The sequence below is a fragment of the Comamonas granuli NBRC 101663 genome, assembly GCF_000739995.1.
Lineage (GTDB): Bacteria > Pseudomonadota > Gammaproteobacteria > Burkholderiales > Burkholderiaceae_C > Simplicispira > Simplicispira granuli.
This window is the reverse complement of the sequence record NZ_BBJX01000008.1, coordinates 123,699-136,924: the sequence shown is the minus strand read 5'-3', so window position 1 is coordinate 136,924 and position 13,226 is coordinate 123,699. Positions and strand designations below refer to the sequence as shown.

Here is a 13,226-nt window from a genome sequence, read left to right as displayed (position 1 = left end):
ACCGCCATGAACACCTACGAACAACTCGACGCCTGGATCGACCAGCATTTCGACGAACAGGTCGCCTTCCTCCAGGCCCTGGTGCGCGTGCCCACCGACACCCCGCCGGGCAACAACGCCCCGCACGCCGAACGCACGGCCGAGCTGATCCGCGCCTGGGGCCTGGAAGCCGAAAAACACCCCGTGTCCGCAGCCGAGGTCGCGGCCTACGGCATGCAGTCCATCACCAACCTCATCGTGCGCCGCCCCTATGGCAGCGGCGGACGCACCGTGGCGCTCAACGCCCACGGTGACGTGGTGCCCCCAGGCGAGGGCTGGACGCACGACCCCTACGGCGCCGAGATCGCAGACGGCAAGATGTACGGCCGCGCCACGGCCGTGAGCAAGAGCGACTTCTCCACCTTCACCTTCGCCGTGCGCGCACTCGAGGCCGTGGCCCGCCCCGCGCGTGGCGCGGTGGAGCTGCACTTCACCTACGACGAGGAATTCGGCGGCCTGCTGGGCCCCGGCTGGCTGTTGGAGAAGGGCCTGACGCGGCCCGACCTGCTGATCGCCGCCGGCTTCAGCTACGAGGTGGTGACCGCGCACAACGGCTGCCTGCAGATGGAGGTGACCGTGCACGGCAAGATGGCCCACGCCGCCGTGCCGCACACGGGCGTGGATGCGCTGCAGGCCGCCGTGGCCCTGATGAACGCGCTCTACGCCGAGAACACGGCCTACCAGCAGGTCACCTCCCAGGTGCCGGGCATCAAGCACCCGTACCTGAACATCGGGCGCATCGAGGGCGGCACGAACACCAACGTCATCCCCGGCAAGGTGGTCCTCAAGCTCGACCGCCGCATGATCCCCGAGGAGAACCCAGCCGAGGTCGAAGCGCGCATCCGCGCCGTGATCGCCGACGCCGTGCAGGCCTTCAACCAGCAGCGCGGCTACGCGGGCGAGGACGCCGTGCGCGTGGACATCAAGCGCCTGCTGCTGGCCAACGCCATGACGCCGCTGGCGGGCAATGCGCCGCTGGTCGAGGCCATCCAGAAGCACGGCGCAGCGGTGTTCGGCGCGCCCCCGCCGGCCGTGGGCACGCCGCTGTACACCGACGTGCGCCTGTACGTGGAGCGCGGCATTCCCGGCGTGATCTACGGCGCCGGCCCGCGCACCGTGCTCGAGAGCCACGCCAAGCGCGCCGACGAGCGCATCGACCTGCAAGACCTGCGCCGCGCCACCAAGGTGATCGCCCGCACCCTGCACGACCTGCTGGCCTGAGCCCCAGACGCTCCCAAAACCATAGCTGCTCGCGCTTGTCAGAAGCTGTTTTCATGAATAAATCACCATGAAAACGCCATCTGACAAGCGCAAGCAGCTATCTTTTTTATAGGGGTCCATTGACGCCGTGCGCCGGCGCCGCCCGCCACCAGCGGGCCAGGTCCGGACGCACCCCACCCCGCCCCACCCGGGTTTCCACTATGGCAGCACCCGCTACTTTGTATACACTTTTTCCATACGCCCCAAGACCGCCGTGCGCGCGCGCAGGCTGCGGGCGCATCTGATGAATTGCGGAGACCTTCCCCCATGCATTCCTCCACCCACCCCGTTGACGAGCGGCTCCCCCTGGGCAGGCTCACCGCCCTGGGCCTGCAGCATGTGCTGGTGATGTACGCCGGCGCCGTGGCCGTGCCCCTGATCGTGGGGCGGGCGCTCAACCTGCCGCCCCACCAGGTCGCGCACCTGATCTCCGCGGACCTGTTCGTCTGCGGCCTGGTCACGCTGATCCAGGCCTGGGGCGCCACGCAGTGGTTCGGCATCAAGCTGCCCGTGATGATGGGCGTGACCTTTGCCGCCGTCGCGCCCATGGTGTCCATGGCGCAGACCACGGGGGGCGAGGCCGGCGCGGGGCTGATCTTCGGCGCGGTGATCGGCGCGGGCGTGATCTCCATCCTCATCGCGCCCGCGGTCAGCCGCATGCTGCGCTTTTTCCCGCCCGTGGTCACGGGCACCATCATCGCGGTCATCGGCATCAGCCTGATGCGCGTGGGCATCAACTGGATCTTCGGCAACCCCGTGGGGCCCACGGCGCCCGCCGTGGTCAACCCCGAGCACCTCAAGTGGCTGGCCGAAGCGCAGGCCGCCGCCGGCGCGCCCGGCTCGGCCCTGCCGCCCGTGCCCAAGGGCCTGGCCCTGGTGCCCACGGTGCCCAACCCCAAGTACGCCGACCTCACGGGCGTGGGCATCTCGGCGCTGGTGCTGGTCTCCATCCTGCTGATCGCCAAGTTCGGCAAGGGCTTCATCGCCAACATCTCGGTGCTGCTGGGCATAGGCATCGGCGCGGCCGTGACTGCGGGCATGGGGCTGATGCAGTTCGACAAGGTGGCCAAGGCCGCGTGGTTCGACGTGGTGCTGCCCTTCCAGATCGCCACGCCGGTGTTCGACCCCATCCTCATCCTGACCATGACGCTGGTGATGATCGTCGTGATGATCGAGTCCACCGGCATGTTCCTCGCCCTGGGCGAGATGACGGGGCGCGAGATCGGCCAGCAGGACCTCGCGCGCGGCCTGCGCACCGACGGCCTGGGCACGCTGATCGGCGGCATCTTCAACACCTTCCCGTACACCAGCTTCTCGCAGAACGTGGGCCTGGTCGCCGTCACCGGCGTCAAGAGCCGCTTCGTCTGCGTGGCCGGCGGCATCATCCTGGTGGTGCTGGGCGTGCTGCCCAAGATGGCCGCGCTGGTCGAGTCCCTGCCCACCGTGGTGCTGGGCGGCGCGGGGCTGGTGATGTTCGGCATGGTGGCCGCCACGGGCGTGCGCATCCTGGGCGGGGTGGACTTCAAGACCAACCGCTTCAACGCCATGATCGTGGCCGTCTCCGTCGGCGTGGGCATGATCCCGCTGGTGGCGCCCAACTTCCGCCAGTGGATGCCGCACGCCATCCACCCGCTGATCGAATCCGGTATCCTCTTGGCCTCGATCACTGCCGTGGCCCTGAACCTGTTCTTCAATGGCGCCAGCCGCGACACCTCTGCGGCCGTCAACGCCGCCCGGCAGGCCGACGCCCACTGAGCGCCGCCATCCGCAGCCCGGCACCCCCCAGGCTGGCGCCCCGCAGACCCCTCCGGTCTGTGGGGCGTTTTTGATCCCGTGTGCGCAAGCACCCCTGCTGGCGGCAGGGCCCCACGCCCGGCCCGTCAGCATGCAGTAAGCTTGCATTGCCTTTGACCTCTGCACCATCGCCATGACACAGCCCCTGTCCGCCGCGGAACAAGCCCTGCGCGAAGCCGCCCTCGAATACCACCGCACCCCCACGCAAGGCAAGGTGTCGGTCACGCCCACCAAGCCCCTGTCCAACCAGCGCGACCTCTCCCTGGCCTATTCGCCCGGCGTGGCCTACCCCTGCCTGGACATCCAGGCCGACCCGAGCAAGGCCTTCGACTACACCTCGCGCGGCAACCTGGTCGGCGTGATCACCAACGGCACGGCCGTGCTGGGCCTGGGCGACATCGGCCCGCTGGCGGGCAAGCCGGTGATGGAGGGCAAGGGCTGCCTGTTCAAGAAATTCGCCGGCGTCGATGTGTTCGACATCGAACTGGCCGAGCGCGACCCGGACAAGCTCATCGAGATCATCGCCAGCCTGGAGCCCACGCTGGGCGGCATCAACCTCGAGGACATCAAGGCGCCCGAGTGCTTCTACATCGAGCGCGAGCTGTCCAAGCGCATGAACATTCCGGTGTTCCATGACGACCAGCACGGCACGGCCATCATCTCCAGCGCCGCGCTGCTCAACGGCCTGGAGCTGGTGGGCAAGGACATCGCCGCCGTGAAGGTGGCCGTCTCGGGCGCCGGCGCCGCCGCCATTGCCTGCCTGAACGTGATGGTGGGCCTGGGCGTGCGGCGCGAGAACGTTTTTGTCTGCGACTCCAAGGGCGTGATCTACGAAGGCCGCCCCGGTGGCTACGACGAATCCAAGGCCCAGTACGCGCAGAAGACCGAGGCGCGCACCCTGGCCGATGCGGTGAACGGCGCCGACGTGTTCCTGGGCTGCTCGGCCCCCGGCGTGCTCACGGCCGAAATGGTCAAGACCATGGCGGCCAAGCCCATCATCCTGGCGCTGGCCAACCCCGAGCCCGAGATCCGCCCCGAGCTGGCCAAGGCCGTGCGGCCGGACTGCATCATCGCCACGGGCCGCTCGGACTACCCCAACCAGGTCAACAACGTCCTGTGCTTCCCGTACATCTTCCGCGGCGCGCTCGACTGCGGCGCCACCAAGATCACCGAGGCCATGAAGCTGGCCTGCGTGCGCCAGATCGCGCAGCTCGCCAAGGAGAACATCAGCGAGGAAGTGGCCAACGCCTACGCCGGCAAGGAGCTGGGCTTCGGGCCGGACTACCTCATCCCTACGCCCTTCGATACGCGCCTGATCCTCAAGATCGCGCCCGCCGTGGCCCAGGCCGCGGCGGACTCCGGCGTGGCCACGCGCCCCATCGAGGACATGGAGGCCTACAAGGAAAGCCTGTCGCGCTTCGTCTACCAGACCGGCATCCTCATGCGCCCGGTCATCAACGCCGCCAAGGCCCTGCCCGACGCGCAAAAGCGCGTGGCCTACGCCGACGGCGAGGATGAGCGCGCCCTGCGCGCGGCGCAGATCGCCATCGACGACCACATCGCACGCCCCATCCTCATCGGCCGCCCCGCGGTGATCCAGGCGCGCATCGCCAAGGCCGGGCTGCGCATGCAGCCGGGCGTGGACGTGGAGGTCTGCGACCCCTCCGACGATCCGCGCTTTCGCCAGTACTGGGAGGCCTACCACCAGCTCATGAAGCGCGACGGCGCCACGCCCGAAGTGGCCAAGGCCGCCGTGCGCCGCTCCAACACCATCATCGCCGCGCTGATGGTCAAGCTCGGTGACGCCGACGCCATGATCTGCGGCCTGGTGGGCACCTACGAGACGCACCTGGAGCGCATCCACAGCATCCTGGGCCACGCCCCGGGGGTGGCGCAGTACGCCGCGCTCAACGCCCTCATGACCAACCAGGGGCCGCTGTTCATCGCCGACACCTACGTGAACGAAAACCCCACGGCCGAGCAGCTCGCCGAGATCGCCTGGCACGCGGTGCAGGAGGTGCAGCGCTTCGGCCTGCCCGCCAAGGTGGCGTTCTTGTCGCATTCGAGCTTTGGCTCGTCCAAGCGCGCCTCGGCGCGCAAGATGCGCGACGCGCGCGACCTGTTCGTCGCGCGCCACCCCGAGATCGAATGCGACGGCGAGCTGCACGGCGACGCCGCGCTCGAGCCCAGGATACGCGCCACCTACCTGCAGGACTCCACGCTCACGGGCTCGGCCAACCTGCTGATCTGCCCGAACATCGACGCGGCCAACATCCTCTACAACGTGCTCAAGACGACCACCAGCGGCGGCGTGACGGTGGGCCCCATCCTCATGGGTGCGGCGGCCACGGCCTGCATCCTCACGCCCGCCGCCACCGTGCGCCGCGTGCTCAACATGACGGCCCTGGCCGTGGCCAGCAGCGCCTCGCGGGCGAAGTAGCACCCTGCGCCTCCACCACCCGCCCCGGTGCGCGGATGCGCTGCACAGCGCTAGTTTGCTATATTTTCAATAGCTGCCAGCGCTTACCTGCTAAGCGCTTAAGCCATTTTCCCTCCAAATGGCTAGCGCGCCGCCACCAACATTTGCACGAACATCTGCACCTTGGGTCGGCATTCCTCGCTGATGTCGGTGAACTCCAGCCCCGCCACCCAGTGGCCGCGCTCGGCCTTGGCCTTGACGACGCGCGCATAGACGCCGGCGGCGCGGTAGTCCACCAGCGCGAGGTCAAATTCGAGCTGCAGCACGCGCTGCAGTTCGACCGGCTCGGGCAGCTCCAGCTGCAGGCCGTGGTAGCTCATGTCCAGGATGGTGGCGTGGATGATGCGCGGCTGCACGTCGTCACCCTCGACGAGCTGGCACAGGCAGGGAATGCGCGTCTGCGCGCGGTGGCTGCGGCGGAACTCCTGGCGCGGCACCTTCAGGCGCAGCGACGGGATGGCCACGAGTTCGCGCATCTCCACGGGCTCGGTGCGCCCCTTGACCCAGACCTGCGCGGGCGCCGTGGCCGACACGAAGCTCCAGCAGCGCCGGTAGGTGGCCGCGCTCATCAGGATCTGGCCGCGCAGGCTGAACGCCTCGATGCGCGAGGCCAGGTTCACCTCCTCGCCGATGACGGCGTACTGCGAGAACAGGTCGGAGCCGAAATGCCCGGCCACCACGGTGCCGGTGTTGACGCCGATGCCCAGGTAGACCTGCGGCAGGCGCTCGCGCAAATGCTCCAGGTTCAGGTCGCGCATGGCCAGTTGCATCTCCACCGCGCAGACCAGGGCGCGCTCGACATGGTCGGCCAGGCCCGGGGTTTCGCTGAAGACCACGCGGATGGAATCTCCCCGGAACTGCTCGATGGTGCCCTGGTGGCGCAGCACCACCGTGCTCAGGCGCGCCAGGCAGCGGTTGAGCACGGGCACGATCTCCTGCGCCGGTCGCGTGGCGGCCAGCACCTCCAGGCCGCGCAGGTCGGCCAGCAGCAGGGTGACCTCGCGCGCACCGGCCTGGAGATCGGCGCGCACGCCCTGCAGCAGCGCCTGCATCTCGACCAGCGCCTGCGCCGACAGGGTCACGCCCGTATCGCGGGCCACCAACGCCTGCAGGCGCTCCAGAAGTTCACTCACAGCGGTGTTTGACATCGAACCAGGGCTCCACAGCAGTCCGCCCAGCGGACCATGGGCCAGAATAGTGGCCCGGGCGCGCAGCGGTCAAGCCACCGGGAGAGAAAACAACAACCGCCGCCGTGCGCTCCCGCCGCGCGTGCTGCGCATGCCGTCCTGGCCCCGGTCTGCGAAAAAGGCTATAATTGCGGGCTTTTCTGCCAATGCTGCCCGTGAGGGCTGCGCGGCAGGCCGGGGCTACCGCCACCCTTTTTCATGGCGAGGTGAGGCCAGAGCGAGACCCGCAGCGCCAGTGCGCGGCAGGTCGCCAGTGATGGCTGTCTTGATCGGAGTGTCCAAGCATGGCACGCGTATGTGAAGTCACGGGCAAAAAGCCCATGGTCGGGAACAATGTTTCCCACGCCAACAACAAAACCAAGCGCCGGTTCCTGCCGAACCTGCAATACCGCCGTTTCTGGGTCGAGAGCGAGAACCGCTGGGTGCGCCTGCGCGTCTCCAGCGCTGCGCTGCGCCTGATCGACAAGAATGGCATCGACTCTGTGCTCGCCGACCTGCGCGCACGTGGCCAGGCTTAAGGAGTAGCACCATGGCAAGCAAAGGCGGACGCGAAAAGATCAAGCTGGTGTCGACTGCTGACACCGGCCACTTCTACACCACCACCAAGAACAAGAAGACGATGCCCGAGAAGATGGCCATCATCAAGTTCGACCCCAAGGCGCGCAAGCACGTCGAATACAAGGAAGCCAAGCTGAAGTGATTCAGCCCGGCTCCTGAAGCAAAAAAACCCGCCGGGTCTGCCCAGGCGGGTTTTTTTTTATTTCCCCCGGGGAATGCACCGGGGGGCAGTGCGGTCATCAGGTGATGTCGCGGCAGACGGTGTAGGTCTGAGATTCGTTGTAGGCACCGGCGGCACCTGCCGGAACAGCGTTGTTGGCGCCCTGAGTGGCTCGGAACGACCCGTTGTTTGGTCGCCCATCGTCCAATTGGACATCCAAAGCCGCTGCAGCCTTGCCAGGCACATTACCCAAACAAACCATCACCCGTGCGGCAGGTCGTCCTTGAACTGCAACATTGGTGATCCCAAGGCGGCCACCCCAAGCATTCACCGGAAAGGCATTCGGACCCACATCCGCCGGATTGCCCGTGATAAAACCAGACGCACGCAAGTGCCGAAAAAGCATTTCAGCCTCGCCCCCGGTGAAAGTTTGCGCAGCAGTTGCATTGATAACACCATCGTTATTTCCAGCAACCATACCCGCCCAACTCGGCCCACGTGCCGTCAGCGTCGCCACAGGGCCATCATCCCCCGGCAGCTTGCGGTAACGGTCGAGGTAGCTGTTGTACGCCGCCACAATGCCATTCATGTCATTGGCCGCGTTCTTGACGCGCCCGTTCTCGATCAGCTCCTGGCCCTTGAGCACGCCGCCCAGCAGCAGGCCGATGATGACCAGAACAATGGCGATTTCCACCAGCGTGAAGCCGGACTGGGCAGTACGGCCCGCACGGCGCATGGGAAGTGATTGCATCAATGGATCTCCTGTGTGTAAAAGGCTGGCAACACCGACGGCCGCCTTTGTAAGCCATTGTGCAGAGCCGTGCGCAGGGGCAACAGTCAAATTTCTTGACGCCCGGGCGGCGCCAGCGGAACGCGCAACACAAAGACCACGCCTTGAGACTCTTCGCTGGCCTGCAGGTCGCCCCCCGCATCGCGCAGCGAGCGCCGCGCCTGGTACAGGCCCATGCCCGAGCCCGTGGGCGACTTGAGCGGCTCGAAGGCCCTGCGTGGCCAGGGTGTGGACAGGCGCGGGGTGTGCAGGCGCGCCTGCAGGGCGCCCTCGTGCACGGTGCACTCGCAGCGCAGGGGCGCGGCCCCATGGCGGGCCCCGCTGTCGCGGGCGAGGTTGGAAAAAATGTTGTCCAGCGCCCGCTCCAAGGCCTGTGCCGGGCCGGGCTCCAGCAGCGCCGGGGGCGCTGCTGCCACTGCGTCGTCGGCGCAGACCTCGATGGCCAGGCCCGCGAGTTCGGCTGCGTTTTGCAGCAGATCCAGGGCCCGCACGGGCGGCTCCCCCTGGGCCGGCACCGCCACCGGCGCCTCGGTGGCAGCCAGCAGCCGATGGGCGCGGGCCTGCAGCAAGGGCGCCTGGCGCTGCAGGCGCTGCGCCAGGCGCGGGAGCTGCTCGGGCGTGGCGGCGCCAAACTCCTCGGCCAGCAGGCCCACCCATTGGGCGAGGTTGCGCATGTCGTGCTGCCAGTACAACTGCACCTGGGCACGCTGCGCCAGGGCCACGGCCACGGCCTGGGTGCGCTCACGCATGCGCGACAGCCAGGTTTGCGCAAACACGTCGAGCACGGCCAGCGCCAGCACCCGCGCTTCGTCGGTGCGGGCCACATCGGCCCAGCGCAGTTCGATCTGGCAGTCCGGGCCGGCGCTGAGCGTCTGGCGCGGCCAATGGGCGGCCAGCGGCAGCCCCCACTGACCGCGCACCGCATCGCCAAACCACACCCCCTCCCAGGCCATGCCCGCGATGCCCGAGCGCTCCAGGATGGGCCAGGCACGCTCGGGCCAGCGCAGCGGGTGCATGTCGGCGGGCAGGGCCAGCAGTTCGGCCAGGCAGCGGCGCATGCGCTGCCCACGGTGCCACACCGCCCAGGCCGCCAGCAGCAGCACCAGCCCCAGGGCCACCAGCATCCAGGGCAGCGAATTCATGCCGCCTGCCCTGGGCCGGGATCTGGCGGCGTTTGCCGCTGGATGCCGAATTTCTTCATGTGGTAGTAGAGCTGTTCCCGCTCCAGCCCCAGGGCACGGGCGGCTGCGGCCACATTGAAGCCGTTGCAGCCCAGCACATGGCGGATGAGCTGCTCGGCCACCTGGTCGCTGGCCTCGCGTACGCCCTCGGACAACTGCGCGGGCACCGACAGGTTCAGCCGCCCCTGGGCCCAGAGCTCCTGCTGGCGCAGGGAAAACCACGCCGCCCGCTCCAGCGCCTGGCGCAGCACCGAGGCGGCCACGGGCTTGACCAGAAAGTCGAACGCCCCCGCATGCACCGCCTGCTGGCCCACGGCTTTTTCATGCTGCCCGGTGAGCACGATGGCGTGCAGCACCGGCCACTGCGCCACCAGTTGCGACAGCAGCAACAACCCTTCGTCGGGGCGGCTGGGGCGCGGCGGCAGCCCCATGTCCAGCAGGGCCACACAGGCCTGGCCCTTGGGCACCTCGCGCTCCAGCAGTTGCAGCGCCTGGCAGCGGTCGTGCGCCACCAGCATCGGCCAGCCATCCTCTTGCAGCGACTCGGCCACCCAGCCCGAGAGCACCGGGTCGTCCTCGACCCAGAGCACGGGGCAGCGGCCGGACGCCGAAGCCTGCGCAGCGATGGCCCCGGGCTCAGTCATGGTCCCCCAGCAAGGCTGCCACCGTGGGTCCGATGGCCACGGCAAAACCCACGAACAACAGCACAAATCCGCCCACCACGCGCAGCAGCAGCCATTCGCTGGCGGTGTCGGCCGATACCGCCAGGCTGGCATAGCCCGCCAGCAGCAGCAGGATGCCTGCCACCTGCTGCCAGCGCCTGCGCTGCCTGCGCGTACGCAAGGCCCGGTGCATGCTGGCCCGGGCGTAGGCGGAGTCTTCGAAGTCCTGGGACATGGTGTGCAATGGCGGCCACGCCTTACGAGGGGCAGGCCGCCGCCTGACAGAAATACACGTTTGCCACGAAGAAGCGTGAAGTGCCGACCGGCTGCACCACCACCTCGTCAAACTGCGTTCCCGGTGGCGCCAGGGAAAGGTTTGTCAGCTGCGGAGAAAGGGGCATCGAGGTGTTCACGGCCACCGACTGGATCAGGTTGCCCAGCGTGACCCCATTTTTCTTGAAGGTCACGGACACAGCGACCGTGGTGTTGGATATACCCAGCAGGCCCAAGGCAAAGCCCTGCGCCGTCTTGCCCGTGCCCAAACGGAAGCTCAGGGATTCCGACGAATCCAGCGCCCGGGCGTTGCTGTTTCCTGCACCACACCCGGAACTGCACACCCCAAGGGCTTGGTACGCGCCATCGGTGCTGATCTCTCCCCCCGCGGAGCTGATGCGCACCGTGCCCAGGTCGGTGGTGACCAAATCTATCGCCGTCAGACCCGAACCATTGCCTTTGGTGTTGATGGCATTCGGGTCTTGCAGCAGTTTTTTGATCAAGTCGCCCGTCAAGGGAGGCGGTGGTGGTGGCGGCGATGCTTCGGGCCAATCCCTTGCCTCCCTGCCTGCCGCCTGGACAAGCTGGGAAATGGTCTCGAACAGCAGCAGGTCGTCAAAGTGCGCAGCAGCGGTGGCCGGGTCAAGATCGACGATGTTTTCGTCCCGCTGGACAAAGGGGATGGAGGGGGCGGGTGAAACCACCGGTGCCTGCGCATTCGCAAGCTCATCCACACTGGCCGGAACCGGGATACGCGCTCCGGCAGACATCCATGCACCTTGGCCGCTGGCCCCGTGGCTGATCAACACCCAGGCCATCTGCGTCTGGGGGACGCTGCCTACACGCACGGTGAGACCCGGTCGGATCGCAGGATCGAGATAGGTGCCCGCGCCAGGTCCAGGCATCACATCGTGGGCTGCTGTGCACTGAAAATGGGGCGCTGCCGGAGAAGTCGGTGCGCTTTCTACCGTGTCACAGTCGGTCATGTCGGCCCCTTTGTCCCGCGTCATGCCCGTTAAGCCGTCGTACACGCGATACGAGATCTTTCTCCCCCAGGCATCCAGTGCATCATCGGCGCGCAGCCCCAGACTGACCCAGGGCACCGTTCCATCACGGTTGGTGCACAGATCCACCGCATTGGGCGGCACAGCCAGTCCGGCATCTAAGGCCCCGGCGGCGGGGCACGGCAAGCGCCCCTGGCTGGCGGCAAAGGCATGCAGCGCAGCACGAATGCGTTCCAAACGCACCTGGGTCTGTGTGACCCGTTCCTTGCGATCTTCCACCTGCCTTGCCATGCGAATGGCCAGCGTGGTTGCCGCCACCACCAAGAGCGTCGCAATCATCGCCAGCACAATCCCGCCCGCCTGCCTGGGCCGCCGGGACAATGTGCGGGGTGCGTGTGCTCGCATGGCCGGGTGGATAAAACGGGGCATCAGGGCGCCTTGCGGGGCCCCAGGCCTGCAGCCATGGCTACCGAGATGACCGTCGGACGCAGCACGATGTCGTCAAAGTATGCGGCTGGGCTCTCTGCGTAGTCTGCATCGATGTAGAAGTCACCGGGGAAACCTGTGCGCGGCGCCGCAGCATTGAAGTTGATGTTTTCCAACGGCCCCGGACCTGGCCCGCTGGGCGCATTCAGGTAAACCCCTTCGCTGGTATAGCCCCCGACCCTGTTGGCGCCATGGCTGATCAGCACATAGGCAGCGCCCGTCATCCCGGTTCGTGACGCCAGTTCGGGCGCCGCCCCGGCGTTGCATGGATTGGCGTTGCATACCCGAAAGCCACTGGCCTGCAGAAAAGCCTGAATCTGCGGAGTCATGGTGGCCGGATCCAGGTTGTGCATATCCATCCCTGCCGGGCGTGTCAATGCAGAGGCGGCCACCGTTGCACCTGCCCAAACCCGATAGCTGACCATGGTATTCCAGGCATCCATCGCATCGCCCTGCGCCAAGCCCAGAGTGCGCCAGGGCACCACACCGTTGTCCAGGCCAGCGGCAGTGCAGGCGGCGGTCCCTGGATGGGGTTGCTCCAAACCCTGTTCGGGGCTGCCCGCCGCCAATGCGCCGTTTGCCGGACACGGCAATCGACCATTCACCACCACAAACCGCACCATCGCCTGCTCCAGCGCCTCCAGCTTGGCGCGGGTTTCCTTGCGGCGGTTGTTGTCCAGCAGGGTGTTGGTGGCGGGCAGGAATACGGCCGCGAGCAGGCCCACGATGAGCAGGACCAGCGCCATCTCCACCAGCGAGAAGCCATGCCCCCGAGCACCCAGCGGGCTCGCAGTGGCAGGGGCAGATGCATGAGATGCTATTGTTTTCATAGCTTTTCGCGCTTATGAACAGGGCGTTACGGCCCTATTTCTTCCGCACGACTCCGGGGGCCACCACATCGCCGAGCACCGCACCGGTGTCGCTGACCTGCTGGCCGGGGCGCAGCACGATGTCGCTCTCGCCGCTCTGGCGCAGGCGCACTGCGCTCTGGTCGATGTGCACCGTCCGGCCCGCGTAGGTCTCGCCGTGCTGCAGCATCTGGCCATTGATCCAGGCGGTGGCGTTCTTGCGGCCCAGGGCCAGGCCGTCCAGTTGGAAGGTGGGGGCCGCCTGGGTGACAAGGGCAGCAGTGGGCTGGTCCGTGCCGCCGGGGGGTAGCCTGCGTGCGGCTTCTATGCTGGCGCGCTGCTGCGGGGTATAGAACACGCGCGGCCACAGATGGGCGGCCTCGGGATCGCCCGGGCTGGGCAGTGGCGCTGCGCTGGCAGCGTCCGCCGGGCCCGCCAGCAGGCCGCACAGCGCAGCCAGCATGGCGGCAAGACGCAGGAGCGCGGGGGCGTGGGGCATGGCGGC

At 67.5% G+C, this 13,226-nt stretch carries 13 protein-coding genes; 5 read left to right on the top strand and 8 right to left on the bottom strand.

The genetic code is table 11. From position 1 onward, the window contains the following. Positions 1-6: 6 nt before the first annotated feature. The 3 genes from CGR01S_RS10170 to CGR01S_RS10160 all read left to right on the top strand — a co-directional run bounded on the left by CGR01S_RS10170 (position 7) and on the right by CGR01S_RS10160 (position 5,533). On the top strand, positions 7-1,260 hold the full coding sequence (locus tag CGR01S_RS10170) for a M20 family metallopeptidase (protein ID WP_042426168.1): 1,254 nt from the start codon (positions 7-9) through the stop codon (positions 1,258-1,260). A 306-nt stretch (positions 1,261-1,566) separates the two neighbouring features. Beyond that, positions 1,567-3,054, top strand: a complete 1,488-nt coding sequence (locus CGR01S_RS10165) for a nucleobase:cation symporter-2 family protein (protein ID WP_042426166.1) — start codon at positions 1,567-1,569, stop codon at positions 3,052-3,054. Between the two features lie 172 nt (positions 3,055-3,226). Further along, entirely contained in the window at positions 3,227-5,533 is a 2,307-nt protein-coding gene (locus CGR01S_RS10160) for an NADP-dependent malic enzyme (RefSeq protein WP_042426163.1), read from the top strand. Between the two features lie 122 nt (positions 5,534-5,655). On the opposite strand, the gene CGR01S_RS10155 is transcribed toward CGR01S_RS10160, so the two are convergent. Beyond that, a complete protein-coding gene (locus CGR01S_RS10155) occupies positions 5,656-6,720 on the bottom strand; it encodes an adenylate/guanylate cyclase domain-containing protein (RefSeq protein ID WP_042426160.1) in 1,065 nt (354 codons plus the stop codon). 323 nt (positions 6,721-7,043) lie between these two features. Between CGR01S_RS10155 and rpmB the strand changes: the two genes are divergently transcribed. Together rpmB and rpmG are read left to right on the top strand one after the other, a co-directional pair. Next, complete coding sequence (gene rpmB, locus CGR01S_RS10150; RefSeq protein WP_012207163.1) at positions 7,044-7,277, top strand: 50S ribosomal protein L28; 234 nt, start codon at positions 7,044-7,046, stop codon at positions 7,275-7,277. Between the two features lie 11 nt (positions 7,278-7,288). Then, positions 7,289-7,459, top strand: coding sequence for a 50S ribosomal protein L33 (gene rpmG / locus CGR01S_RS10145; RefSeq protein ID WP_019373340.1), 171 nt, complete (start codon positions 7,289-7,291; stop codon positions 7,457-7,459). A 97-nt stretch (positions 7,460-7,556) separates the two neighbouring features. Here the strand turns inward: rpmG and CGR01S_RS16435 are convergent, their stop codons facing one another. From CGR01S_RS16435 to CGR01S_RS10115, 7 genes are all read right to left on the bottom strand, one after another. Continuing rightward, the gene (locus CGR01S_RS16435; RefSeq protein WP_245616785.1) at positions 7,557-8,228 is read right to left on the bottom strand and encodes a prepilin-type N-terminal cleavage/methylation domain-containing protein; all 672 of its coding nucleotides are present in this window, start codon (positions 8,226-8,228) and stop codon (positions 7,557-7,559) included. A gap of 86 nt (positions 8,229-8,314) precedes the next feature. Further along, positions 8,315-9,409 (bottom strand): histidine kinase, encoded by a 1,095-nt coding sequence (locus CGR01S_RS10140; RefSeq protein WP_156967543.1) that lies wholly within the window; start codon positions 9,407-9,409, stop codon positions 8,315-8,317. Beyond that, the gene (locus tag CGR01S_RS10135; protein ID WP_084690629.1) at positions 9,406-10,092 is read right to left on the bottom strand and encodes a response regulator; all 687 of its coding nucleotides are present in this window, start codon (positions 10,090-10,092) and stop codon (positions 9,406-9,408) included. The genes CGR01S_RS10140 and CGR01S_RS10135 overlap by 4 nt, the downstream gene beginning before the upstream one ends. Continuing rightward, positions 10,085-10,345, bottom strand: a complete 261-nt coding sequence (locus CGR01S_RS16850) for a hypothetical protein (RefSeq protein ID WP_042426146.1) — start codon at positions 10,343-10,345, stop codon at positions 10,085-10,087. The genes CGR01S_RS10135 and CGR01S_RS16850 overlap by 8 nt, the downstream gene beginning before the upstream one ends. Before the next feature lie 22 nt (positions 10,346-10,367). Next, positions 10,368-11,726: a hypothetical protein gene (locus CGR01S_RS16690; protein ID WP_156967541.1), complete on the bottom strand. Its 1,359-nt coding sequence runs from the start codon at positions 11,724-11,726 to the stop codon at positions 10,368-10,370. Between the two features lie 89 nt (positions 11,727-11,815). After that, the gene (locus CGR01S_RS16180; protein WP_052382539.1) at positions 11,816-12,619 is read right to left on the bottom strand and encodes a hypothetical protein; all 804 of its coding nucleotides are present in this window, start codon (positions 12,617-12,619) and stop codon (positions 11,816-11,818) included. Between the two features lie 118 nt (positions 12,620-12,737). Further along, positions 12,738-13,220 (bottom strand): hypothetical protein, encoded by a 483-nt coding sequence (locus CGR01S_RS10115; protein WP_042426139.1) that lies wholly within the window; start codon positions 13,218-13,220, stop codon positions 12,738-12,740. Positions 13,221-13,226: the final 6 nt, after the last annotated feature.

Bases quoted from the DNA above. Each gene is read 5' to 3' on its own strand.
- CGR01S_RS10170 (WP_042426168.1), top strand. From the start codon at position 7: ATGAACACCTACGAACAACTCGACGCCTGGATCGACCAGCATTTCGAC.
- CGR01S_RS10165 (WP_042426166.1), top strand. From the start codon at position 1,567: ATGCATTCCTCCACCCACCCCGTTGACGAGCGGCTCCCCCTGGGCAGG.
- CGR01S_RS10160 (WP_042426163.1), top strand. From the start codon at position 3,227: ATGACACAGCCCCTGTCCGCCGCGGAACAAGCCCTGCGCGAAGCCGCC.
- CGR01S_RS10155 (WP_042426160.1), bottom strand. From the start codon at position 6,720: ATGTCAAACACCGCTGTGAGTGAACTTCTGGAGCGCCTGCAGGCGTTG.
- rpmB (WP_012207163.1), top strand. From the start codon at position 7,044: ATGGCACGCGTATGTGAAGTCACGGGCAAAAAGCCCATGGTCGGGAAC.
- rpmG (WP_019373340.1), top strand. From the start codon at position 7,289: ATGGCAAGCAAAGGCGGACGCGAAAAGATCAAGCTGGTGTCGACTGCT.
- CGR01S_RS16435 (WP_245616785.1), bottom strand. From the start codon at position 8,228: ATGCAATCACTTCCCATGCGCCGTGCGGGCCGTACTGCCCAGTCCGGC.
- CGR01S_RS10140 (WP_156967543.1), bottom strand. From the start codon at position 9,409: ATGAATTCGCTGCCCTGGATGCTGGTGGCCCTGGGGCTGGTGCTGCTG.
- CGR01S_RS10135 (WP_084690629.1), bottom strand. From the start codon at position 10,092: ATGACTGAGCCCGGGGCCATCGCTGCGCAGGCTTCGGCGTCCGGCCGC.
- CGR01S_RS16850 (WP_042426146.1), bottom strand. From the start codon at position 10,345: ATGTCCCAGGACTTCGAAGACTCCGCCTACGCCCGGGCCAGCATGCAC.
- CGR01S_RS16690 (WP_156967541.1), bottom strand. From the start codon at position 11,726: ATGATTGCGACGCTCTTGGTGGTGGCGGCAACCACGCTGGCCATTCGC.
- CGR01S_RS16180 (WP_052382539.1), bottom strand. From the start codon at position 12,619: ATGGCGCTGGTCCTGCTCATCGTGGGCCTGCTCGCGGCCGTATTCCTG.
- CGR01S_RS10115 (WP_042426139.1), bottom strand. From the start codon at position 13,220: ATGCCCCACGCCCCCGCGCTCCTGCGTCTTGCCGCCATGCTGGCTGCG.